The 22,699-nt window shown below is 62.9% G+C and carries 20 protein-coding genes and 1 riboswitch; of the genes, 8 read left to right on the forward strand and 12 right to left on the reverse strand.

The annotated features are described in order from the left end of the window. Positions 1 to 66: 66 nt before the first annotated feature. Positions 67 to 840, reverse strand: a complete 774-nt coding sequence (locus tag SR908_RS14805) for an SIMPL domain-containing protein (protein ID WP_246921324.1) — start codon at positions 838 to 840, stop codon at positions 67 to 69. A gap of 105 nt (positions 841 to 945) precedes the next feature. Between SR908_RS14805 and SR908_RS14810 the strand changes: the two genes are divergently transcribed. Beyond that, on the forward strand, positions 946 to 1,824 hold the full coding sequence (locus SR908_RS14810) for a cobalamin-binding protein (RefSeq protein WP_246921322.1): 879 nt from the start codon (positions 946 to 948) through the stop codon (positions 1,822 to 1,824). Positions 1,825 to 1,833: 9 nt separating this feature from the next. On the opposite strand, the gene cobO is transcribed toward SR908_RS14810, so the two are convergent. Further along, a complete protein-coding gene (gene cobO / locus SR908_RS14815) occupies positions 1,834 to 2,433 on the reverse strand; it encodes a cob(I)yrinic acid a,c-diamide adenosyltransferase (RefSeq protein ID WP_097023174.1) in 600 nt (199 codons plus the stop codon). 73 nt (positions 2,434 to 2,506) lie between these two features. Continuing rightward, a complete protein-coding gene (locus tag SR908_RS14820; RefSeq protein WP_246921320.1) occupies positions 2,507 to 3,238 on the reverse strand; it encodes a ParA family protein in 732 nt (243 codons plus the stop codon). Positions 3,239 to 3,519: 281 nt separating this feature from the next. Between SR908_RS14820 and SR908_RS14825 the strand changes: the two genes are divergently transcribed. Then, the gene (locus SR908_RS14825; protein WP_246921318.1) at positions 3,520 to 4,431 is read left to right on the forward strand and encodes an oxygenase MpaB family protein; all 912 of its coding nucleotides are present in this window, start codon (positions 3,520 to 3,522) and stop codon (positions 4,429 to 4,431) included. Here the strand turns inward: SR908_RS14825 and SR908_RS14830 are convergent. Then, positions 4,385 to 4,702, reverse strand: a complete 318-nt coding sequence (locus SR908_RS14830) for a hypothetical protein (RefSeq protein ID WP_246921316.1) — start codon at positions 4,700 to 4,702, stop codon at positions 4,385 to 4,387. The two genes, SR908_RS14825 and SR908_RS14830, sit on opposite strands and share 47 nt — an antisense overlap. Before the next feature lie 147 nt (positions 4,703 to 4,849). Between SR908_RS14830 and SR908_RS14835 the strand changes: the two genes are divergently transcribed. Genes SR908_RS14835 through SR908_RS14845 form a run of 3 tightly spaced genes read left to right on the forward strand, consistent with a single transcriptional unit; the run spans position 4,850 to position 9,891 of the window. Next, positions 4,850 to 6,526, forward strand: a complete 1,677-nt coding sequence (locus tag SR908_RS14835; RefSeq protein ID WP_246921314.1) for a VRR-NUC domain-containing protein — start codon at positions 4,850 to 4,852, stop codon at positions 6,524 to 6,526. Next, entirely contained in the window at positions 6,523 to 8,844 is a 2,322-nt protein-coding gene (locus SR908_RS14840) for a helicase C-terminal domain-containing protein (protein ID WP_246921312.1), read from the forward strand. Before SR908_RS14835 ends, SR908_RS14840 begins: the two co-directional genes overlap by 4 nt. A 27-nt stretch (positions 8,845 to 8,871) precedes the next feature. After that, positions 8,872 to 9,891 carry a sodium:calcium antiporter gene (locus SR908_RS14845; RefSeq protein WP_246921309.1) on the forward strand — a complete coding sequence of 340 codons (1,020 nt, stop codon included), beginning with the start codon at positions 8,872 to 8,874 and terminating at the stop codon, positions 9,889 to 9,891. A 28-nt stretch (positions 9,892 to 9,919) separates the two neighbouring features. Here the strand turns inward: SR908_RS14845 and SR908_RS14850 are convergent, their stop codons facing one another. The 7 genes from SR908_RS14850 to SR908_RS14880 all read right to left on the reverse strand — a co-directional run bounded on the left by SR908_RS14850 (position 9,920) and on the right by SR908_RS14880 (position 17,733). Further along, on the reverse strand, positions 9,920 to 10,996 hold the full coding sequence (locus tag SR908_RS14850) for a PA0069 family radical SAM protein (protein ID WP_246921306.1): 1,077 nt from the start codon (positions 10,994 to 10,996) through the stop codon (positions 9,920 to 9,922). Positions 10,997 to 11,069: 73 nt separating this feature from the next. Then, positions 11,070 to 11,369 carry a winged helix-turn-helix domain-containing protein gene (locus SR908_RS14855; protein ID WP_097023182.1) on the reverse strand — a complete coding sequence of 100 codons (300 nt, stop codon included), beginning with the start codon at positions 11,367 to 11,369 and terminating at the stop codon, positions 11,070 to 11,072. Positions 11,370 to 11,464: 95 nt separating this feature from the next. Continuing rightward, positions 11,465 to 13,312: a TonB-dependent receptor domain-containing protein gene (locus SR908_RS14860; RefSeq protein WP_246921304.1), complete on the reverse strand. Its 1,848-nt coding sequence runs from the start codon at positions 13,310 to 13,312 to the stop codon at positions 11,465 to 11,467. 121 nt (positions 13,313 to 13,433) lie between these two features. Further along, positions 13,434 to 13,649, reverse strand: a riboswitch (cobalamin riboswitch). A gap of 78 nt (positions 13,650 to 13,727) precedes the next feature. After that, a complete protein-coding gene (locus SR908_RS14865; protein WP_246921301.1) occupies positions 13,728 to 14,972 on the reverse strand; it encodes a NupC/NupG family nucleoside CNT transporter in 1,245 nt (414 codons plus the stop codon). A gap of 207 nt (positions 14,973 to 15,179) precedes the next feature. Then, positions 15,180 to 16,022 carry an OmpA/MotB family protein gene (locus SR908_RS14870; protein ID WP_246921298.1) on the reverse strand — a complete coding sequence of 281 codons (843 nt, stop codon included), beginning with the start codon at positions 16,020 to 16,022 and terminating at the stop codon, positions 15,180 to 15,182. After that, entirely contained in the window at positions 16,019 to 16,837 is an 819-nt protein-coding gene (locus tag SR908_RS14875) for a motility protein A (protein ID WP_097023335.1), read from the reverse strand. The genes SR908_RS14870 and SR908_RS14875 overlap by 4 nt, the downstream gene beginning before the upstream one ends. Before the next feature lie 143 nt (positions 16,838 to 16,980). Next, a complete protein-coding gene (locus SR908_RS14880; RefSeq protein WP_097023336.1) occupies positions 16,981 to 17,733 on the reverse strand; it encodes a glycerophosphodiester phosphodiesterase family protein in 753 nt (250 codons plus the stop codon). Between the two features lie 312 nt (positions 17,734 to 18,045). Here SR908_RS14880 and SR908_RS14885 point away from each other — a divergent pair, with 312 nt between their 5' ends. From SR908_RS14885 to SR908_RS14895, 3 genes are all read left to right on the forward strand, one after another. Further along, positions 18,046 to 18,618: a hypothetical protein gene (locus SR908_RS14885; protein ID WP_246921295.1), complete on the forward strand. Its 573-nt coding sequence runs from the start codon at positions 18,046 to 18,048 to the stop codon at positions 18,616 to 18,618. A gap of 139 nt (positions 18,619 to 18,757) precedes the next feature. Next, complete coding sequence (locus SR908_RS14890) at positions 18,758 to 19,735, forward strand: NADPH:quinone reductase (protein WP_246921292.1); 978 nt, start codon at positions 18,758 to 18,760, stop codon at positions 19,733 to 19,735. Beyond that, a complete protein-coding gene (locus tag SR908_RS14895) occupies positions 19,735 to 20,127 on the forward strand; it encodes a septal ring lytic transglycosylase RlpA family protein (protein ID WP_246921288.1) in 393 nt (130 codons plus the stop codon). Before SR908_RS14890 ends, SR908_RS14895 begins: the two co-directional genes overlap by 1 nt. Before the next feature lie 48 nt (positions 20,128 to 20,175). Here the strand turns inward: SR908_RS14895 and SR908_RS14900 are convergent, their stop codons facing one another. Next, positions 20,176 to 22,626, reverse strand: coding sequence for an acyl-CoA dehydrogenase (locus SR908_RS14900; protein ID WP_246921285.1), 2,451 nt, complete (start codon positions 22,624 to 22,626; stop codon positions 20,176 to 20,178). Positions 22,627 to 22,699: the final 73 nt, after the last annotated feature.

The raw sequence follows: 22,699 nt of genomic DNA on the forward strand, positions 1-22,699 counted from the left end.
CGATGCCCGGCCTTGTTGGCCGGGCATCGTCGTTGTGAGAAGTGAGTAGATTGCCAGCGTGAGGCGTCAGTCCGCGATTTCCCAGGTGACGTTGACACCGGCGTCGATGGCGATTTCCCCGGCGCGGTATTCCGTGGTCGATTTGGCGTCGGCAGACTCGGCGCGCATCATCATGGTACGCGGCGTGTAGGTGGGGGACTGCGTTTCCTCGACATTGATCACATCGCCGAGCTTGACTTCGAGCGTGTCGGCCATCAGCTGTGCCTTGTGTCTGGCGCGCTCGAGGGCTTTTGAAAGCGCCTTGTCGGTGGCTGCGTCGCGGTCCTTTAGATCGTATTCGACGCCATCCAGTGCATCCACGCCAGCGGCGGTCAGCGCATCGAGAATACGCGGTAGACGCTCGAGATCGCGGATCGTGACACTGACGGGACGCTCGACCTGAGTCCGTACTTGATCTTCCGCGTCATCGTCCTGCCGTGAGCGCGAGATGATCTCGGGGCGAACATTGAGCGAGCCGGCTTGAATGTCGCGACTCTCCACGCCGGCGTCTTCCAGGGCGCGGACTAGCTCTCCGGTACGCGACTCGAGCTGCTCGCGCGCATCGCCGAGGGCCTGGGTGTCACTGGCCTCCTCGCTTCTAGCCACGGCGGGGGTGCGCTCCCACAAGCGTGCGTTGAGTCGCGCCATGTCCGGCGCCACGTCGAGACTCGACTGTGCCTGTACGTGAAGTTCATGCGACGTCTTGGGGCCAGGCTTGGCCTGGGCTTGAGGCACGGCCACCAGCAACGCGCCGAGCAGCGCCGTCGCCATGAATGGAAGGCGAATATCCTTGCGCATCATGCAAATCTCCTGTGGGTATTGAGAAACTGAGCCGCCGCCAAAGGCGAGCGACTCATGCGAGCATGCTATCCTGCGTGCCCGAAAGTGGCTATGGGAGTCGTGAGGTTGCGCCGTATTTGCTTGTTTCTTGCATATCTATTGACGATAGCCGCGCTGTTATCGCCAAGCACGGCACTGGCGGCGCTCGAAGTGACCGACGATGCCGGCAACACGGTCACACTCGACGCCCCCGCCGAGCGCGTCGTGGCGCTGGCGCCGCATATCGTGGAAATGCTCTATGCGGTGGAGGCCGGCGAACGGCTGGTGGGGGTGTTGCAGGGCAGCGATTACCCCGAGGCGGCCAAGCAGGTATCTCGTGTGGGCAGTTATCGAGGCATCGCGCTGGAGGCCATCATGGCCCGCGAGCCGGATCTCGTCGTGACCTGGCGTAGCGGAACACCGCGCAGCGTGGTGGAGCGTCTCAAGGCGCTGGACGTACCGGTCTACGAAAGTGAACCGCGCCGGCTCGACGATGTGGCGGACGATCTGCGTGACCTGGGCCGTCTGACAGGGCACTCGGAGGCGGCGGGGCGCGCGGCTGGAGCATTTGAGTCACGCCTCTCCGCGTCGCGTCAAACGCTGCGCGAGACGCCGCGTGTGTTCTATCAGTTGGGGCACAACCCGCTGACCACGCTGGGCGATGGGCATATCATCACCCAGGCGATCCGTCATTGCGGGGGGAAACCGTTGTTCGCCGATCGCTCGGTGCTGGTGCCCGAGATCGGGCGCGAGGCGCTGATCGAGGCGCGTCCCGAGGTGATTCTGTCGGCCGCACCCAGCGATGATTGGCAGCGCGCTTGGCAAGGCCAAGACTGGTTGCCGGCGGTGCGCGATGGCCACCTATACACCCTCGACCCCGATCCCATCAGCCGTCCTGGTCCACGCCTCGTCGAGGGCATCGAACAGGTCTGCCAGGCCCTCGAGCGGGCGTCCCAATCGCCTTGAGCGAGACACTCAATAATCGATGCCGCGGCGTGCCTGGAGTCCGGCATTGAAAGCGTGCCGCACTTCCTGCATCTCGGTGACGGTATCGGCCATGTCGAGCAGTTCACGATGAGCATTGCGCCCGGTGACGATCACCGTCTGCTCGGCGGGCCGGTTGGCGAGCGCTTCGCGGACCGTGGCGATATCGAGATAGCCGAACTTGAGCATGTAGGTGATTTCGTCGAGCACCACGAGATAGACCTCAGGGTCGCTCAGCAGGCGCTCTGCATCCGCCCATACGGCCTGACAGGCCTGGGTGTCCGACTCACGATTCTGAGTCTCCCAGGTAAAACCGGTGGCCATGATATGCACGCTCAAGTTGGCGTCGTCTGCGAGGCGTTCGCGTTCACCGCACTCCCACATGCCCTTGATGAACTGCACCACGCCGGCACGGTAGCCGTAGCCCAGGGTGCGGGTGACAGTGCCCCAGGCGGCGGTGGTCTTGCCTTTGCCGTTGCCGGTGAAAACGAGCAGCAGACCACGCTGCTCAGTGGCGGCGGCGACTTTCTCGTCGACATGCGACTTGAGGTTGCGCATGGCGTTGCGATGGCGGGACTGACGGTCGGTCATGAAATATTTCCGGGTAAAAGAAGCAACGTAACGCGATGAGGGACTGCACCACAACGTTGCAGACATGCGTGATTTACAGACGCTGTTCGAGTTCTTGCCACAGGCTACGATAGGCACGCGCCGCAGGGGACGAGCGTGCGAATTGCGTGACGGGGGCGCGTTCGAGTCCCATGCGCTCGACGGCGCTGGCGTAGGGAATGGTCGTCGTCATCATCAAGGGCCAATCCTGATTCAGCGTGGCCATGACCTCGAGATGTAGTTTCTTGCGTCGGTCGGCGAGCGTGAAAAAAGGCCACACGGGGCAGGCATGATCGGCCTCGTCGAGATGCTCGCGTAGTTGCTCCAGGGTGCGCAGCGAGAGCGTCGTCGGTACGGTGGGTACCAACAGGGCATCGACGCTCGAGAAAACATGCTCGGAGAGCGTGGAAATGCTCGGTGGGCAGTCGAGTATCACCAGGTCGTAATCGTCGTGTACCGGTTTGAGTATCTTGCGCAGCCGGCTGAGCTTGCGGCCTTCAAGCAGGTGGTCCAGCTCCCGCGAGCCGAAAGACGCCGGCAGCAGGTCGAGATCGGGGATCTCGCTGGTACGAATGACCTTGTCGAAGGACGCCTTGCCTTTCACCAACTTGTCCACGCCGCCCCGCACCTTGGGCTTGACGCGTAGATAGAAGGTCGTGGCCGCTTGCGGGTCGAGATCCCAGAGCAACACGCGATAGCCGGCTTGGCTCGCCAGGGCGGCCAGGTTGACGGCGGAGGCAGTCTTGCCCACGCCACCCTTGATACTGTAAATGGCTAGCATTTTCATCGAGACGTCTCCCGGCAAGTGGCGCGTGGGGCACCTTGGCAGCGAGGTGTGACGTTTGCGTGTCAATGATGTGACAGTCGCCACCAAGGGTTGGCGGTTCGCCAGCAATAGCTGGGCATCGCCAATATGCGTTATTCAACACTATACAGTAGTTGCTCGAGGCGCCGGTTTTCCATGCGTTGCGAAACAGGTATCTGGTTAGCCTCGGCATGGCAGGGTGCTGAGGTTGTTGCGAGAGAGTAGGATGACAAGGAGGCCGCCAGGGTGATCGGGAGGGCGCGTTGGAAGCAATAAGACAGCGGATCGAAAACCAGATCATGGGCGTGACCGGCATGGCGCTGGGGGGTATCGATTATGAACAGCCGCCGGGCGATCCTGGTCTGTTCGGGCCGCAGAGTGTGTGCTGGCGGGTGCATAGCGATTTCACCTCGATGCTGTGCGGCGGCATCAGCTCGCTGATGTTGCAGATGCTGCATCCGCTGGCGCTGGCCGGCGTGTGGGATCATTCCAACTTTCGCGACGACATGCTCGGCCGGTTGCGCCGCACTAGTCAGTTCATCGCCGCTACCACGTTCGCCTCCACGGCGGACGCCGAGCGTCTCATCGACCGGGTACGGCGCATTCACGACGAGGTCGCAGGCGTTGCGCCTGATGGTCGTCCCTATACCGCCAACGATCCGGATTTGCTGACGTGGGTGCATGTCGCCGAGGTCAGTCGTTTTCTCGCCGCGCATCTGCGCTATCGCAACCCTGACCTGAGCGTTGCCGACCAGGACCGTTACTATGCCGAAGTGGCGCGTATCGCTGAAGCGTTGGGTGCACGTGATGTACCACGCACGCGCGGTGATACCGATGCCTATCTCGAGGCGATGCGCCCGCAGTTACGCTTCGACGTACGCACCGCCGAGGTCTTTAGATTGCTGATCGGAGCGCCGCCCCCACACCCGTTGGCGCGGCCGCTGGTGGCACTGGCGATGCGCGCCGGTGTCGACTTGTTGCCGCTCTGGGCGGCCGAGATGGCTCATCGCGATATGCCGCGCTGGCAGCGTCATACCGTGCGGGCGGGTGTGCATCGCCTGGTGCCGGTCATGCGTTGGTCGGTGCGCAATGGCGCCTCGAGTCGCGCACGGCGACGCGTTGCCGGGGCTACGACGATGGCGGCTGAGTCACCGAGGGCGGATGACCGTACTTGAGCTCGAACTGCTCGGTCATCTCCTGACAGCGATCTTCGGTGGTGCGTCGTTGTCGATCGGTCATCTCCGGCGCCGCCATCGACTGCCAGCACTGCGCGATGCCGCGTTCTTCGCCGGCTTCGTCTTCCGGGGTCGCGCCCTGGCTGATGAAATAGATGATGATGGCGTACACCGCCACGATGAAGGCAATGGCGCCGACGATCAGGCCCAGGCAGCCCAGCTTGTTGGCACGGCGCGGTGTCGCGTCGCGCGAGGAGGAAACGTCTTTCACGGCGAGCTCTTTCGTCGGTTGAGTGCGTCTTGGGAGTATAACAAAGCAGGGCCTGGTGGCGGGGTGGCGCAATGTCGCGTGCCAACATATCGCCAGGCAAGGCGCGCTCTGCTTGGGTCGCCAAGACGCGGTTGCTATCATGCACTCATGAACGCTACGCCGCTCCCGCCGCGACCCGCGTCCCTCGACGATCCGCTTTATTACCTGCATAACTTCCGCAGCGCCTTGCGCTGGATCGAGGCGTGCTACGTGGATTTGTTCGATGACGACGAGCGCGACTTCCTCACCCGCTTTGAAACCTTGCCCGAGCCTGCGCAGGCGCTGTGGGTGCGTATGGTCATGCGCAAAGGCGATACCTTCCGTGACGACCGGCTTGGTTATGCGGAAATCGGGATGCCGGCCACGGCCGTGGCGCCGTTGATCGAACGGGGGTGGGTGCAAGATGATCCGCCGCTGTCAGTGTCGGCGTTGTGGCTTTTGTTGACCAAGGCGGAAATCGGTCGCCACCTGAACGGGCTGTTGCGCGATCACGGCCTCACGCGTGGCGCGCGCAAGGCGGACATGCTCGAGGTGCTCGCCGAGGCCGATCTTGGCGAGTATCCGTTGACGGTGTGGTGCCCCGAGATTTCCTTCAACGTGGTGCGCATGACGCGTATGGCGCTGTGCGATCGGCTACGCTTGATGTTCTTCGGCAACCTGCATCAGGACTGGAGCGAGTTCGTGCTTGCCGACCTTGGCGTGCGCCGCTTCGAGCGAGTGCCGCTGAGCCCGGCTTCGCGGGCCTTTCAACGCCGCGAGGACATCCACACCTACGCACACCTGCATGCCTGTCGCGAGCGCCTGGAGGCTGGCGAGCCGATTGCCGACATACTCCATGACGTGCCGGCGGCGGATGACAATCCATGGCTGGAAAACCGGCGCGGCAAGCTGTTGTTTCTGCTGGCTCGGGCGCGTGAGCGTGAAGGCGAGTTGGCGGCGGCGGAAGGCCTCTACGCCCAGAGTGTTCACCCCGGTGCACGCGGGCGTCGCCTGCGCATGTTGGAACGTCAAGCCTGCCATGCCGAGGCCCTGGAACTGGCAAACGCCGCCGCAGCGGCGCCGGAAAGCGAGACCGAACGCCAGCAGTTGGATCGCCTCTTGCCGCGCCTGCATCGGCGCCTTGCACTTGCGCCGCCGTCCGTGACCGAGGAGCCGGTGCCGGCGCGCCTGGAGATGACGTTACCACGTACGGCCTCGGTAGAACGCGCCGTGGTGGAGCATCTGTCGTGCGAGTCGATGCCGGTGTACTACGTCGAGAACGCGTTGATCAATGCGCTATTCGGCCTGTTGTGCTGGGAGGCGGTGTTCGCTCCGCTTGCCGGCGCCTTCTTTCATCCGTTCCAGCGTGCTCCTGCGGATCTGTTGCGCCCCGAGTTCGCATCGCGTCGCGAGACGCTCTTCACCCGATGCCTGGCGCGGCTCGAGGTGCCCGAGGGCGAGCATGGCTATCGCGCCGTGATCCGCCGCACTTATCACGCCAAGCATGGGCTAGAATCTGCTTTCGTGCAGTGGGAGGCGCTCGATGAAGCGCTGCTGGAAATGGCGCTGGCGTGCCTGCCGGCGGCGCATCTGCGGCTGTGGTTCGAGCGTCTGCTGCGCGATGTGCGTGCCAACCGGGCGGGAATGCCGGATCTGATCCAGTTTCGCCCCGAGCAGGGCGACTACCGGATGATCGAGGTCAAAGGGCCGGGCGATCGGCTGCAGGACAACCAACGCCGGTGGTTGGCGTTCTGCGCGCGGCACGGTATGCCTCTCGATGTCTGCCACGTGACGTGGGCGTCATGAGCGAGGCAGTGGATTATACGGTGGCGGTGCGCACCCTGTGTGATTTCACCGCTAAACAGGGCGATCTCGACTTGCGTTTCACGCCATCGCCCAGCGCTGAAGAGGGCATGGAAGGGCATGCTCGAGTGGCCTCGCGTCGCGCCTCCCATTACCAATGCGAAGTCGCCTTGAGCGGTGTCTATTGGAGCGCTGCCGGGCAAGGCTTGCGAGTGCGTGGGCGTGCGGACGGTTTCGATCCGCAACGTGGACGCCTGGAAGAGATCAAGACCCATCGCGGTGATCTGACGCGTCAACCGGAGAACCATCGTCATCTGCATTGGGCTCAGTTGCGTCTTTACGGCTGGTTGCTGTGCGAGGCGCGGGGCCTCGACGAACTCGAGCTGGCGCTGGTGTATTTCGATATCGCCCGCCAGGTCGAGACACCGCTCGTCGAACGCGTGGGCCGTGAAACCTTGCGTCATTTCTTCGAGGCGCAGTGCGCCGCTTTCCTCGATTGGGCGTTGCAGGAAACGGCGCACCGTGGGGCACGCGATAGCGCCCTCGAGGCGCTGCGTTTTCCGCATGCGAGCTGGCAGGGCGAGCAGCGCATGCTGGCGGAAAACGTCTACAAGGCGGCCAGTACCGGGCGCGCGCTGCTGGCCCAGGCGCCGACGGGCACCGGCAAGACTCTGGGCACACTCTTTCCGATGCTCAAGGCGATGCCCACGCAACGCCTCGATGGCCTGTGCTATCTCGCTGCCAAGACTCCCGGACGCCAGCTGGCGCTGGATGCGCTGAAACCCGTGGTGGAAACGACGCCGCTGCGCGTGCTGGAGCTGACCGCGCGCGACAAGGCCTGTGAGCATCCCGACCTTGCCTGCCATGGGGAGTCCTGCCCGTTGGCGGCGGGCTTTTTCGATAAGCTGCCTGACGCACGGCGCGCACTGATCGCCGATGGCGACTGGGATCGCGCGCATTTGCGCGATACCGCCTTGGCGCATGACGTCTGCCCGTATTACCTGGGCCAGGAAATGGCGCGCTGGAGCGATGTCACGGTCGGTGATTATCATTACTACTTCGCCAGTGGCGGCTTGTTGCATCTGTTGGCTCAGTCCAACGATTGGCGCCTGGGCGTGCTGGTCGATGAGGCACACAATCTGGTCGAACGCGCGCGTGACATGTACAGCGCGAGCCTCGATCAAGGCGATTTGCGCGCCCTGATACGCGAGAAACCCGCCGGCGTCAGCGCCGCACTCAAGCAGCTCAATCGCGAGTGGAATTCGCTGGGCCGTGAGTGTGTCAATGAGCATACCGCGCTCGAACGCGTCCCTGAGGCGTGGTTGGCCGCGTTGCAGCGCCTGGTGGGGACGATCGGGCAAGTGGCGGCCGAGCCGCCTTATACTTTGTCACCGGCCTTGCAGCGTTTTTATTTCGATGCCTTGAAGACGGTGCGCATCGCCGAACTGTTCGATCGTCATTTCGTTTGCGACATCGCCATGCGGGCGGGCCACCGCGGCATGCGCCATGCGCGCCTGAGTCTGCGCAACATCGTGCCGGCGCCATTGCTGACCCCGCGTTTCCAGGCCGCACATGCCAGTGTGTTGTTTTCGGCCACCCTGACGCCCGAGCGTTATCAGCGCGATCTGTTGGGGTTGCCCGAGGACAGTGTGTGGCTGGACGTGGCGTCGCCCTTTGCCAAGGAACAGCTCAGCGTGCATATCGCGCAGCACATTTCTACGCGCTTTCGCGACCGCGAGGCATCGTTGGCACCTATCGCCGACTTGATCGCCACGACCTATACGCGTCGGCCGGGCAATTATCTGGCCTTCTTCAGCAGCTTCGCCTATCTGGAAGATGTGGCCGCGCGTTTGCGCGAGACGCATCCCGATGTGCCGCAATGGCAACAGGCGCGGGGCATGGACGAAACGGCACGGGCGGATTTCCTGGCGCGTTTCACGCCGGACGGCTGCGGGGTCGGGTTCGCGGTACTCGGCGGTGCCTTCGGCGAGGGCATCGATCTTCCGGGTGATCGACTGATCGGTGCCTTCATCGCCACCTTGGGGCTGCCGCAGGTCAATCCGGTCAACGAGCAGCGTCGACGCTATCTACAGGCGATGTTCGGTGCCGGCTACGACTATGCTTACGTCTATCCCGGGGTACAGAAGGTGATTCAGGCTGCTGGGCGCGTCATTCGCTCCCGCGAGGACCGGGGCACGATTCATCTGATCGACGATCGCTTCGCCGAGCCCCGCATTCAGGCGTTATTGCCGTCGTGGTGGCATGTCACCCACAACGTTGACAACCAGGCTCGCAACCCGGGCGGTGCTTCTCTAGGGTAGGGCGCAAATTTCTCAAGGATGAGTGGTATGAGTTTGATGCTGAGTGTGGCGCTATTCGCCGGATGTGCACTGGTCATCGGTGTGGTCGGGACGCGCCTGACCGGTGTGGTGGACACGCTGGCCGACCGTACCGGCATGGGTGAAGCCATTGCCGGGGCGGTGCTGATGGGTATGGCGACCTCGCTATCCGGCATCGTGTTGTCGGTGACAGCGGCCTGGAAGGGCCAGCCCGAACTGGCGATGAGCAACGCCGTAGGCGGGATCGCTGCACAGACACTATTTCTCACCGTTGCCGATGTGGCGCTGCGACGCGTCAATCTCGAGCATGCGGCGGCTTCCATCGGCAATCTGGCGCAGGGCACGTTGTTAATGTGCCTGCTAGGCATGTTGCTGGTGGCGCGTTATTCGCCGGAGTGGACGTTGTGGGGTATTCACCCGGTCACGCCGCTTCTGTTTCTGGGCTACGTGTATGGGTTGCGCATCATCGATGAAGTGCGTAGCCAGCCGATGTGGATGCCGCGACGCACGCGTGAGACCCGCGAGGATGCCCCGGATGACGAAGCCCAGCGCCATTCCTTGACGCGGCTGTGGTGCGCGTTCGCCGCGCTGGCCTTGTTGTTGGGCGTATCCGGCTGGGTGATGGAGAAAGCGGCGACGACGCTGGCGACGGAAACGGGCATGAGCCAGACCGCCGTGGGCATATTGTTGACCTCGGTAGCGACCTCCTTGCCTGAGCTGGTGACCGCCGTGGCCGCCGTGCGTCGTGGTGCGCTGACCTTGGCCGTGGGCGGGATCATCGGCGGTAACGCCTTCGACACCTTGTTCGCTGCTGCCTCGGATATCGCCTATCGCGACGGTTCGATCTATCACGCCGTTTCCGATCAGACATTGCTGTGGATCGCGCTGTCGGTGTTGATGACGGCGGTATTGCTGCTGGGTCTGGTGCGTCGCGAGAAACACGGTCCGGGACGCATCGGCTTCGAGAGCGTGGCGCTGGTGTTGTTGTACGGCGCTGGGGTGGCGATGGTCTTCCACGGGGGAGCTTGAACGACGTGATTCGAGGCGGGCGGTCGCCTCAGTCGAAGAGATCACCCTGGGCATGCGGGGCGCGAAATGCATGGGTGTCGAGTCCCATCTCGGCACGATCGCCGATGCCTAGGCGCCGGCAGGTGGTGCGGAAACGTTGCGCTAGAAGTTTCGCGAACACGCCTTCGCCGCGCATGCGATGGCCGAAGCGGGCATCGTAATCCTCACCGCCACGGCACTGGCGGATCAGGCTCATGACCTTGTCGGCGCGCAGCGGGTAGTGCTCGTTGAGCCAGGTCTCGAACAGCGGCGCGACCTCATGCGGCAGGCGCAGCAGCATCCAGGCGGCGGTGCGCGCGCCGGCGTCGTGGCCGGCTTCCAGTAGGGACTCGAGTTCATGATCGGTCAGCCCTGGAATCACCGGCGAAATCAAGGTGCCCACGGGGATGCCCGCCTCGCTGAGTTCGCGGATGACCTTGAGGCGCGTGCGCGGCGCCGCCGTGCGTGGCTCCAGCGTGCGTTTGAGGTCATCATCGAGGCTGGTCAGGCTGACGAAGACACGCACCAGGCGGTGCTCGGCCATCTCGGCGAGCAAGGCCTTGTCGCGCAGGATCAAGGCGCTCTTGGTGACCAGCGTGACAGGGTGGCGGGTATCCAGCAGCAATTCCAGCAGGGCTCGCGTCGTGCCGCGCTCCGCTTCCAGCGGCTGATAGCAATCGGTGTTGCCCGACAGGTTGATCGGCCGACAGACATAGCCGGGTTTGTCGAGTTCATCGCGCAGTCGCTCGACCATGCCGGTGCGGGCGATCAGCTTGGTTTCGAAGTCGAGCCCCGGCGACATGTCCCAGTAGGCGTGGCTGGGACGTGCGTAACAGTAGATGCAGCCGTGTTCGCAACCTCGGTAAGGGTTCAACGAGCGGTCGAAGGACAGATCCGGCGAGTGGTTCCAGGACAGCGCACTCTTGGCGGGCTCGTCACGTACTTGCGTTGCCAGCCGTGCGGGCGCTTCTTCCTGCCACCAGCCATCGTCGACGGCTTCACTGACCGTGGGTGCAAACCGATTGTGGGGGTCGAAGGTCGCGCCTCGTCCCTTGCGGGCCTGTGAGCGATCTCTGGGCGTCGTCATCATGCAATACCTTGACTGTATATATGAACAGTATAGGCGTCATTTAGGTGGGTTCAAACCGGCCGGCGTGGTGTCAGCCCGGCGGATAGCCCAGGGCATCGCGCAAACGCGCCGCATGCGCGGCGACCCACGTCGGGTCGATGGGCCCCCAGTCGCGGATGACGTAGCGTCCGATATGATGCCGGGCACCGGCCTGCTGTTCGAATTCGCAGTGAATATCCAGCTCGATCAGGGCATTGACGGTATCTTGGGCGGTGCGGCGCGGCATGCCGGTGGCTTCGATCAGTGCGGGCACGCTAGCCGTCCCGTTGTCGATGAGGTGCGCAACATATAGCCGGCGATAGAAACTGCTTTGCGTCTTGCTGAGTGCCATGGGCGTTCTCCGGAAGGGGAAGGGGCGAATAGCATAACGCCCCACCCCCATAAAGGGGCAGGGCGCCATGCGGTGTGCAGCGTAGGAAGGACGAATCAGAAGCGCAGCGTCACACCGCCTTCCAAGTAGCGATCCTGGGTGTTGTAGCCGTCGACCAATTGGTATTCCTTGTCGAAGGCGTTCTCGACCTTGGCCGACAGCTCGACCATCGACGTGACCTGCCAGCTGGTACGTAGATCGACCACGCCGTAGCCGGCGGTGGTGGTGTCGCCATAGGTGACGAAGTCGGTATCGCGACGATCGCCCGCCGCGCGCAGGGTAGCACCGAACGACCAATCAGCCAGGGCGTAGTCAGCGTCCAGGCGACCGAAGGTACGGGCACGACGCTGCAAGCGCTCTCCGGTTTGCCGGTCCTCGGGGTTCTGGTGAGTGAGGCTGGCGCTGAGTACCAATCCGCCGGCTTGCCAGCCGCCGCTGAGCTCCACTCCGCGGATGCGGGCTTCGTCGACGTTGCGATAGATAGAGTGCGGATATTGGCCGACGGTCGTGATCAAGTTATCAATACGGTTCTGGAAGACAGTGACTCGTGAGCGCCAAGGCCCTTGATCAAATGCCCAAAATGCCTCGATATTCTTAGACTCTTCCGCCTTGAGGTTCGGATTGGCGCCCCAGCTTTCGGGTCCATAAAGTTCTTGTAAGCTCGGGGCTTTGTAAGCCGTACTGTAGGAAATACCTATGCGTTGGCTGGTACTTAGTTGATAAGCATATCCCAAGCTGCCGGTAGTCTTATCGCCGAACAGGGAGTCATCGTCGTAGCGCAAGGAACCGGAAAGCTCGTGGGCGCCATAAGTGCGCTGCATCATGCCGTAGAGTCCGTAATTCTCCCGGCTATCTTTTTCATAGCTATTCCCGCCGACTTCATCCTGATAATCGATCTTGTCTTGACGGTAGTCGACACCAATGACATCGATGCCATTGTCACGAGTAAAGCGGTGTTGAATGCCTGCCTCATTGCGATGCGATTCGCTTAGAGTCGTCCTAGTGCCTTCGTCACGCTCCTCACGCTGTTCATCGAAATGACCGGCGGTGATCAGCATCTGCCAGTCCGGCTGGAGCTGGACATCGAGCTGGCCGCTAAAGGACTGCAGATAGCCTTTGGTTTGCATGTCCTCGCAGCCAGGTGAATAGCCGAAGCCACAATTGTCGTATTCGCCTTCGAAGTTCTGCCGCAGCGCGTTGACGCTCACCTCGACGTCATCGTTGATTCGATGTGAGAGCCCCAACTGGGCACCTTCGCGCTCGAAGCCGTCACGCTCGCCGCTGTCGTCCGCCTGGGTGGCATTGAAGCCATCGCCGTCGCGGTGGAAGAGCGAGGCGTTCAGCCGAGTGTCGTCATCGCCGGTGGCGACCCAGGCGCTCTGGCGTTGGGTGCTGTCGCTGCCCGTGCTCGCCTTGAGCCCGCCTTGCGTGCCGGAGGCTGTGCCACGCCGGGTGAAGACCTGGATGACGCCGCCGATGGCGTCGGCACCATAGGCGGCGGCCCGCGGCCCGCGGACGATTTCGATACGCTCGATGGCCTCGAGCGGCAGCATTTCCAGGCTGGCGCCGCCACTGGTGGCCGAGTTGATGCGCACGCCGTCGACCAGCACCAGGCTATGGTCGGATTCGGTGCCGCGCATGAACAGGCTGGAGAGCGTTCCTGGGGGGCCATTCTGGGCGATTTCGAGGCCCGCACGGCCTTGCAGCAAGTCGATGATCGAGCCAGCCTGACTGCGCTCGATATCATCGCGGTCGATGACGGTGGTGCTGGCCAGAACATCGCTCTGCGACTGGGGAAGCCGGTTAGCGGTGACCTGGAGATCGGATAGTCGTTGATCGCCCTGCGCCTGTGCGCTGCCCGCCATTACGAGGGCCAGCCACAGCAGATTCTTTTTATGCAACATATAAAAACGCCTCATCAGCGTAAGAAACGAGTTACGCGATGAGGAGGACAAGAGGTGACGCCGCCGCGTCGCCTGGACGACGTGAATGCAACGGTCGCCACTGGCGAAGCCCTCCGCATCAGCCAGTGCTGAGAACCAGGCCGGTCTCCGGACTGACGCGCTGGCGGCGGAGAAGATCCGACACCGGGCGGAAACGCCTTCCCACTCGAACTGACGAAAGAGCAGTGGCGGTCGCATGCGGCTGGCAGCGACGATTTCCGATGTGGCGCGATTACCGTTGCGGGGGCAGTACGGGACTTTCACCCGTTTCCCGAGCACCTGGGTCTCGACGGGCGGGGATTCTGCTTGGCGGTTCCGGGGAAGTCAAACGCCGGTCGCGGTGGGCGCGACCGGCGAAGTGCTGGGACCAGGTGCGTCAGAGAGAAAGGAACACGCCGGCCAGTGTCGCGCTCATCAGGTTGGAGAGTGTGCCGGCAGCGACGGCCTTGAGACCCAGCCGGGCGATATCGCTGCGTCGACTGGGCGCCATCATGCCGAGACCGCCCATCAGGATGGCAATGGAGGCGAGATTGGCAAAACCGCACAGCGCAAAAGTGACGATGGCTCGAGCATGCGCGCTCAGTGCTTGCGGATCGGCGGCGAGGTTGGCGAAGGCGACGAATTCGTTGAGTACCAGTTTCTGGCCCAGGAAGCTGCCGGCATGGATCGCCTCTTCCCAGGGGACGCCGATCAAGAACGCCAAGGGCGCGAACAGATAACCGAGCAGCAGTTCCAGGGTCAGGTCCGGGTAACCCAACCAGCCGCCGATGCTACCCAGAATCTGGTTGCCTAGCGCGATCAGGGCGATGAAGGCCAGCAGCATGCCGCCCACGTTGAGGGCTAGCTGGACACCGGAGGCGGCACCGTTGGCCGCCGCCTCGATGACGTTGGCGGGGGCCTCGTCGTCTTCGCCGTCGATGACGTCTTCCAACGGCTGAGACGGCGGCTCGGTTTCAGGCACGATGAGTTTGGCCATCAGCAGCCCGCCCGGTGCCGCCATGAACGAGGCGGCCAGTAGATATTCCAGGGAGATGCCCATCGCGGCGTAACCGCCGAGCACGCTTCCGGCCACCGAGGCCAGGCCACCGACCATCACCGCGAAGAGCTCGGAGCGCGTCATTCGCGACAAGAAGGGGCGCACGGCCATCGGCGCTTCGGTTTGCCCGACGAAAATATTGGCGGCGGCGGAAAGCGATTCGGTACGCGAGGTGCCCAGTAGCTTCTGCAGCGCGCCGCCCATCAGCTTGATCACCCAGCGCATGATGCCCAGGTAATAGAGCACGGCGACCAGTGAAGAAAAGAAGACGATGATGGGCAACACGCGTAGGGCGAAGACGAAACCGCCGTCACCGAAGACGTCGAACATGGTGTCGCTGACCAGGCCGCCAAAGACGAAATCCATACCCGCTTGGGCACTGTCGATGACCGACTGTACGGCGTTGGTGAGCCCCAGCAGGACGTCTTGGCCGAAAGGGATGGCGAGCACGAACAGGCCAAGACCGGCTTGGATGGCAAGCGCCCCGGCGACGGTGCGCAGACGAATGGCCCGACGGTTTTCGGACAAGGCGAGGGCGATCAGCAGGACGACCACCACGCCGACGAGCCCCATGAGGGTTTGCATCGAATACTCCTGAATTACATGCGGTCTGGGTTACGAGAAGTGCGGCCATGATGCCGATACGCCGCCTTCACGAGGGACGTCGAAGGCGCGCTGGGGTGGGGTGGCACGCGAGAGGCGACCGTCGGGTCGCCTCAAAGGGTGCGTACTTTATCAGGATCGCTGGCCGATGTGAGGGGCAATGTATGCCAGGGGCGGTCGCCTAGCCGATCATTGGCTTTCGGGTTCATGCAGAACCAGCTCGACACGACGATTCGCCGCACGCCCCTCGGGCGTGGCGTTGCTTTTCAGCGGGTGTGTGTCGGCATATCCCACCGCGCGTAGCTCATCGCTATCGAGCCCTTCCTCGACCAGGAACCGCAAGACGGCAGTGGCACGCGCCGTCGAGAGTTCCCAGTTGGAGGGGAAGCGGTCGGTGGCAATGGGCCGACTATCCGTATGGCCCTCGATGGTGATATCGCCCTCGTATTGTTGTAGCGAGTCCAGCAACTGGCGCAGTACCTCGCGTCCTTCGTCGGTGAGGCCAGCGCGGCTGCTGGAAAACAGCAAACGATTCTCGATTCGGAAGTTCAGCGTTTGGGCGCTTTGTGTCACGACCACACCATCGATCAAGGGCTTGAGCGTACTCGTCAGCTGGCGCACACGACGGGTATCGCGTGAAGCCTCGACACCGGTCATCACGGCCTTGGCGGGATCCGGGTTGACCATGATCACGCGTGGAGGCCGCGGCGCCATCGGTGGTGGCGTATAGAAAGCGGTGTCGCGCGGCGGAACGTAGCGTTTGCTCGAACGCGGTGGGGTGTAGAAATTCGGTGACCACGCGGGTGCTTGCAGCGTGGGTACGCCCAGGGCCGGGAAGGCGAGCGCCTTGTCGCTGGCGGTGCTGTCATCGTTTCCGGTGAGTGCCAATAGCAGCACGAACAAGGTGATCAGCAGGGTGAGCATGTCGAGATAGCTCATCAGCCAGCCGCCGCCTTCATCGCCCGCGTGATTTACGGGGGCGATCAAGGTATCGCTGGCGTCGATGGCGTAGCGATGCGTCGCACGGCTCATGCCACCGTTTCCTCCTCACGTGACCGCTTGGACGTATGAGGTGCCGGTTCGCGAATCTCGTCCTGGTGCTCGGCCATGAAGGAATTCAGCGTGTCCTCGACGAATGACGGCAGGCGGCGCTTGGCGATCAGCATCACCCCTTCCATGACCATGTGCATTTCGATCAGACGTTCCTCGGTGCGGCGTTCCAATTTCACCGCAACCGGCTTGAAGATCAGGTTGGCGAGCAGGATGCCGTAAAATGTCGACATCAGGGCGATGGCAAGACGCGGGCCGATCACCGTCAAGTCGCCGCCGTCGATCACCTCGAGCATGTTGATCAGGCCGATCAGGGTTCCCAGCATGCCGAACGCTGGGGCATAGGTCGCCATGGTGCGAAAGATCTGCGACTCGGCATATTCTCGCGCTCGCATGCGCGCGATGCGCCAACGCAGGACGTCATGAATCTCGTCATCCTGGGTGTTGGCGATAACCAGCGATACCCCGGTGCGGAGGAAGGGGTTGCGCGTGTCTTCGAGCTCGGCTTCGATTGCACGAATATTGCCACGAAACCAGTGCCGGGCCATGGATACCAGCGTCTGGATGTCATCGTCGATACGACTGTTCTCGCGACGGAAGACGAGTCCCACCAGACGCGAAACGCGCACCACTTCGCGCATGGGATAGCTGATGAACGTGGCGGCCAGCGTGCCGGTGATAACGATGGCGAGGCCGGGGAAATTGAAGAAGCTGCTGGGCGTTTGCGCGGTGAAGAGCACGACGGTGGCGAGCAGCAGCACACTGGCGGCGATGCCGATCAGAGTCGACGGGTTCATGGGCGTTGTCCGATGCAGGAGCAGCATGAAAGCGATAAAGCGATGTGGCCAACGGCCACCATGACGCATGATACGCGTGGCTGGGGCGTGCAAAGCGTGTATTTGCCGCGTGCTTTGTGCGCTTTTCAACGACTAGAGGACGGTTAGGTTAGGGCGTCCTTGAAACAAGGCGGGTCGTCACTGATGACAGCGTCGACGCCCCATGCCCAACGGGGCAGAAAAACCGCCGGGTCGTTGGCGGTATAGCACAGCAGGTGCAGGCCGGCGTCCCGTACGGCGCTGGCGCCGGCGGGTTTCAGCTTACGCCAGTCGAGGTGGACGCTATACGCCAAGAGGGTTTCGGCATCCGCGCGCCAGTCCTTGGGAAGCTTGTCGTAGAGCAGCCCTAGGCGTAGACGGTGTGGATCGGTCTCGATCTCGCGTGCAGTGTGCAGCGCGTCTCGATTGAATGAGGACACCAGCAGGCGCGAAGGTGGAAGCGCTGCCAGCAGGCGCGGAACGACGGCCTTGGCCAGGGCAGCGGGGCTATGCCGGTAGCTGATCTTGAGTTCGAGGTTGAGCCCCATGCCACATTCGGCGATTAGTGCCAGCATTTCGTCGAGCGTCGCCATGCGCTCATGGCGAAATGCCGGGCTGAACCAACTGCCCACGTCCAGTTGGTGTGCCTGTGCGAGATCGAGATGCCGCAACTTGCCGCGTCCGTTGGAACAGCGTCGTACGCCGGCGTCGTGCCAGATCACCGGGGTGCCATCGCCGAGTTGCTGAACATCGAGCTCCACCCAACGGCATCCGGCCGCGTGAGCGGCGCGTACCGCGGCCAGGGTATTCTCGGGGGCATGCGCGGAAAGCCCGCGATGCGCGATAACGCGGGGTAGCACGAGGCCTGTCTCGCTGATCGGCGAGGCGTGTGCCGCGCGTTGGGTGGCGGGTGTCGGCGGCAAGGTAGTACTGCTTGCAGAAAGTGGCATGTCAACGAACTCGCGAATGGCCGATGGGCATTATGGCATGTCGTACCGGTATTGGTTCAGTGGTTGGAGGCATGCCGCTCGCCTCGGTATCGCCGCCTAGATTGAGGCACCTTTTTGACAGGATCATGACCGTGTCGCCATGGGGCAGCGTTCGGGGATATGCTAATCTGCGCGCCTTGTTTCGAGATCAGTCGTCTGGCGCTTTGGCCGACAGACGGCGCCCGACCGGCAGAGAGACCGATGAAAATCATTCATGTTAAGAACCCGGAAAGCCGCGAGGCGTGCCTCGCACAGCTTTGCGCCAATGTGTATGGCCAAAAAGCCGGGCTCGATCCCCTGGTGACCTTCACAGGCACGTTGGGGGTGTTGTTCGAGCAGGACGCGGCGCGCATTTTCGTCTTGGCCGACGAACAACAGACGATTCTCGCCATGTTGCTGCTGGTCTCGGATATTGAAGGCCAAGGCATGGAAGTGACATTACTCTCGACACCGGAAACCGGAGGCGACGAAGAGCATGTCAAACGCCTGGTAAGGGAAATGGCCACGCGCGCGCCCTTGCGTGTGCAAGCCCCCGACGATACCAGCGAAGCCTTCTTTCGCGATTGCGGCATTACCCAATGGCTGGACATGCCGGATGGCGTGCGTCTTGGCCTGGGACCGCGTCATGAGAAAGTGACGCCCGATGCCTTGACGAAGCCGCTGCGTTTCAACGCCGAAGGGGTCGTGCAGACCTTCAAGCGTGAGCCCGAGACCTTCGAATCATACAAGGCGCGTTTCATCGCCGGCTTGGAGCGTTTCGACGGCCAAGTGTGACGGTGGCCGGGGTGATGCCATGCGACTTTAGTGGCAATGCGCTGCTCCGGACGCATTCTCGGGGCGGGACGGCTTGACCCGGCGAGCGTTCGGCGCTTGGATGAAAGCCTATATTCGTTAGCTTCATAAGGAAGAATGTATGGCCAAGCGTATTCAATTCGCGCGTACCGGAGGGCCCGAGGTCCTGGAATATGTCGATGTGACTCCCGTCGAGCCCGGACCGGGCGAGGTGCGCGTTCGCAATCGCGCGGTGGGATTGAACTTCATCGACATCTACTTTCGTACCGGGCTTTATCCCGCGCCGAGCCTGCCGTCCGGCTTGGGCACCGAAGGGGCCGGAGAAATCGACGCGGTCGGCGAGGGCGTGAAAGGCTTCGCGCCGGGCGATCGTGTCGCCTATGCCCAAGGGGCGTTAGGTGCCTACGCTGAGCTGCACGTGTTGCCGGCGGAGAAGGTCGTGGCGTTGCCCGAGGCTATCAGCTTCGAGACCGCGGCGGCGGCCATGCTCAAGGGACTGACGGTGCAATATCTTCTGCGTCAGACGTATCGGGTAAAAGAAGGCGAGACGATTCTGTTCCATGCTGCCGCGGGCGGCGTTGGCTCGATCGCCTGCCAATGGGCGAAGGCGCTGGGGGTGAAGTTGATCGGCACCGTCGGTTCACCCGAGAAAGCCGAGTTGGCCAAGCGTAATGGGGCCTGGGCGACCATCGACTACACACAGGAAAACGTCGTCGAACGCGTGCGCGAGCTGACCGGTGGCGAGATGGTGCCGGTGGTGTACGACTCGGTGGGCAAGGATACTTGGGAAACTTCGCTGGATTGCTTGCAAAAACGCGGCCTGATGGTCAGCTTCGGCAATGCGTCCGGCCCGGTCGAAGGCGTCAACATCGGCATCCTCAATCAGAAGGGGGCCTTGTTCGTGACGCGCCCCAGCCTCAACGGTTATGCCGACACGCGTGAGCGCTTCGAGGCCATGGCCGAGGAGCTGTTCGAGATGATCGCCAGCGGCAAGGTCGCTATCGATGTCGCCAACCGCTACCCCTTGAGTGACGCTGCCCAGGCACAGGAAGCCCTGGCGGCGCGCAAGACCACCGGTTCGACGGTACTTCTGCCCTGATGTGGCGTCGTGTATCTCGGCTGGTGGCGGTCGCGGGCTGGGCGATTGCCGTGGTGGCGTTGGCGGGATGCGCCACCGACGGTGGCGAAACGTCTGGCGCGACCTCGGAGCATGGCCAGGCCAGCTATTACCATGATCGCTATCAGGGGCAACGCACGGCCAGCGGCGAGCTCTATGATGCTGAGGCGTTGACCGCCGCGCACCGCAAGCTGCCGTTCGACACCCGTGTGCGTGTCACCAACTTGGATAACGGGCGCCACGTGACGGTGCGCATCAACGACCGAGGCCCCTTTACCGAGGGGCGAGTCATCGATCTTTCGCGTCGTGCAGCCGAGCGTCTTGGCATCATCAAGGCCGGCACGGCGCCGGTACTCGTGACGCCGTTGCCGTAAGAGCCATCCCGTGCGGCCGTGCCTCACCGAGACGCGGCCGCATGTTCTTCATGCTGTGTCGTGCCACACCACACTTTCCTTATCGAGAGCGAAGGCATCGAAAGCGAAATCGTCGACGCTTAGCATCTCCAGCACCTCACCCTCGAATCGCCGCATGAAGTCGGCTTCTGCATCGTCGATCAAACCGGATTCCCAGGCTGCTTCCACGCGCTGCTCAGGATGCAGTGCCTCGGCGGGTAGTTCACCCTTGCCATACGCTTTGGCGATGCGCCGATAGAGCGGCTCGGCATGCTCGCTGTCGGCGAGCAGGGCATTGTAGCGCGCCAGGGGGTTGTCCTTTTGCCCGGCGTCCTGTGTATTCCAAGTATTTTCAATCAGCTTGTGACGCAAGGCGCTGTCGGTGGAGACGGCATGGGCGATCTCGCGCGTGAAGCGGTCGTGAGGCTTGTGCCAACGCCGTCCCAGCGGCATCGCGATGCCCGATAGTGTCGTCGCCAAGGCCCGGTTGGGCAGATTGTCGAACAATTCGATGAAGGCTTGCTCGGCGCGGTGGAGCAGCGTGCGGCAGCTGTAATGCAAAAGCGTCGCCTCATGCTCGACATTGTCCGACTCGTGCCATTGTTTGATCAGCATCGAGGTCAGGTAGAGATTGGAAAGTACGTCGCCGAGGCGTGCCGAGAGCATTTCACGCTTCTTGAGGCCTGAGCCGAGACTGGCCATGGCGGCATCGGCGCAAAGCCCGAAGGCCGCGGACAGGCGTGCGACTTCCTGCGCGTAAGGGGCGGCGATCTCGTCGAAAGGAACGCTTGGCTTGCCGATACCCAGGCCCAGGGTAAAGGCTCGCGCGGCATTGCCGAACACCATGCCGGCATGGCGGAAGATAGCCTGGTCAAACGCCGGGAGGTCATCGTTGTCCTTGGCGGCCAACTCATCGAGCACATAGGGATGGCAGCGAATCGCGCCCTGGCCGAAGATCATCAGATTGCGCGTCATGATATTGGCGCCTTCCACGGTGATCGACACCGGGTTGGCGGCATAGGCGATGCCCAGGTAGTTGCGCGGCCCCAGCGTGACGGTGCGTCCGCCGTGCACATCCATGGCGTCGGCGAGCATGCTGCGTTGGAATTCGGTCAACTGGCTCTTGAGGATGGCCGAGGGCACCGCCGGCTTGACGCCGTGGTCGATGGTGTTGGCGGTCTGCATGACGGCCGCCTGAGCGATATAGGCATGCGCGGCGATACGCGCGAGTGGCTCCTGAACACCTTCCATCTCGGCGACGGGCAGGTTGAATTGACGCCGGATGCGGGTATAACCACCGGCCCAGCCCAGCGCGTAGCGGCCGATACCCGAAGCGCCGGAGGGCAGGGTAATGCAGCGCCCCACGGACAGGCATTCGACCAGCATGCGCCAGCCTTGTCCGGCCATCTCGGTGCCGCCGATGATCCAGTCGAGGGGGATGAAGACATCCTGGCCGCGAATCGGGCCGTTCATGAAAGGGCTGCCGATGGGATGATGGCGGCGGCCGATGTCCATGCCCTGCGTATTGCGAGGGATCAACGCGCAGGTGATGCCAAGGTCTTCGGTGTCGCCGAGCAAGCCATCGGGGTCGAACATGCGAAATGCCAGACCGACCACGGTGGCGATGGGCGCCAGGGTGATCCAGCGTTTTTCGAAGGTGAGCTTGAGCCCGAGGACGTCCTCGCCGTTGTGCTTGCCTCGGCAGACGACGCCGACATCGGGGAGCGAGGTGGCATCGCTACCCGCGCGCGGTCCTGTGAGCCCGAAGCAGGGGATCTCGCGACCATCGGCCAGGCGCGGCAGGTAATGGTCTTTCTGTTCCTCGGTGCCGTATTTGAGCAGCAGCTCACCTGGGCCCAGGGAATTGGGCACGCCGACCGTGACCATCAGCGTCTCGTTGACGGCCAGTTTTTGCAGCACTGCCGATTGCGCCTTGGCTGAGAACTCCAGCCCGCCATAGCGTTTGGGGATGATCATGCCGAAGAAACCTTCGCGCTTGAGGTAATCCCACAGCTCGGGCGGCAGGTCGGCACGCGTGCGGGCGATCTCCCAGGCGTTGCACATGCCGGCGGCCACGGAGCATTGATGGTCGACGAAAGCCTGTTCTTCCTCGCTCAGCTCCGTGGTGCCGAAATCCAGCAGCCGTTGCCATTGGGGGCGGCCGGAGAAGAGCTCGCCGTCCCAGGCCACGCTGCCCGCTTCGAGGGCGATACGCTCGGTCTCGGAGACCTTGGGCGCCGATTTCTTGAAGGCCGCGAACAGGCGCGGACTCAGCCAACGCCGCCGCAATATGGGAAGCCCGCAGACGGCTATCGCCAAGGCGCCGAGCCATAGCAGAATGCCCACCACCACTGCGCCGAAGACGATGCCGATGGCGCCGAGGATCAATAAAAGCCCGATTGCCGGCGGGGCGCCCGCTTCCCGACGCATGATCCAGACTAGGCCGCCCAGCGCCACGATGATGAGCAACAGTTCCAACATTCGGACTCTCCCTGGATAATTTCTAACGCTTGTTTGAATTTAGCCTAGCGTACTCGTGTCGCTACGACCAGTC

The organism is Chromohalobacter canadensis, from assembly GCF_034479555.1.
Taxonomy (GTDB): Bacteria; Pseudomonadota; Gammaproteobacteria; order Pseudomonadales; family Halomonadaceae; genus Chromohalobacter; species Chromohalobacter canadensis.

Excerpts from the sequence above, each read along its gene's own strand:
- SR908_RS14865 (WP_246921301.1), bottom strand. The coding sequence starts at position 14,972 with ATGCAAACCCTCATGGGGCTCGTCGGCGTGGTGGTCGTCCTGCTGATC.
- SR908_RS14855 (WP_097023182.1), bottom strand. The coding sequence starts at position 11,369 with ATGGCACTCAGCAAGACGCAAAGCAGTTTCTATCGCCGGCTATATGTT.
- SR908_RS14840 (WP_246921312.1), top strand. The coding sequence starts at position 6,523 with ATGAGCGAGGCAGTGGATTATACGGTGGCGGTGCGCACCCTGTGTGAT.
- SR908_RS14805 (WP_246921324.1), bottom strand. The coding sequence starts at position 840 with ATGATGCGCAAGGATATTCGCCTTCCATTCATGGCGACGGCGCTGCTC.
- SR908_RS14845 (WP_246921309.1), top strand. The coding sequence starts at position 8,872 with ATGAGTTTGATGCTGAGTGTGGCGCTATTCGCCGGATGTGCACTGGTC.
- SR908_RS14900 (WP_246921285.1), bottom strand. The coding sequence starts at position 22,626 with ATGTTGGAACTGTTGCTCATCATCGTGGCGCTGGGCGGCCTAGTCTGG.
- SR908_RS14835 (WP_246921314.1), top strand. The coding sequence starts at position 4,850 with ATGAACGCTACGCCGCTCCCGCCGCGACCCGCGTCCCTCGACGATCCG.
- cobO (WP_097023174.1), bottom strand. The coding sequence starts at position 2,433 with ATGACCGACCGTCAGTCCCGCCATCGCAACGCCATGCGCAACCTCAAG.
- SR908_RS14895 (WP_246921288.1), top strand. The coding sequence starts at position 19,735 with ATGTGGCGTCGTGTATCTCGGCTGGTGGCGGTCGCGGGCTGGGCGATT.
- SR908_RS14850 (WP_246921306.1), bottom strand. The coding sequence starts at position 10,996 with ATGACGACGCCCAGAGATCGCTCACAGGCCCGCAAGGGACGAGGCGCG.
- SR908_RS14885 (WP_246921295.1), top strand. The coding sequence starts at position 18,046 with ATGAAAATCATTCATGTTAAGAACCCGGAAAGCCGCGAGGCGTGCCTC.
- SR908_RS14875 (WP_097023335.1), bottom strand. The coding sequence starts at position 16,837 with ATGAACCCGTCGACTCTGATCGGCATCGCCGCCAGTGTGCTGCTGCTC.
- SR908_RS14870 (WP_246921298.1), bottom strand. The coding sequence starts at position 16,022 with ATGAGCCGTGCGACGCATCGCTACGCCATCGACGCCAGCGATACCTTG.
- SR908_RS14860 (WP_246921304.1), bottom strand. The coding sequence starts at position 13,312 with ATGTTGCATAAAAAGAATCTGCTGTGGCTGGCCCTCGTAATGGCGGGC.
- SR908_RS14890 (WP_246921292.1), top strand. The coding sequence starts at position 18,758 with ATGGCCAAGCGTATTCAATTCGCGCGTACCGGAGGGCCCGAGGTCCTG.
- SR908_RS14820 (WP_246921320.1), bottom strand. The coding sequence starts at position 3,238 with ATGAAAATGCTAGCCATTTACAGTATCAAGGGTGGCGTGGGCAAGACT.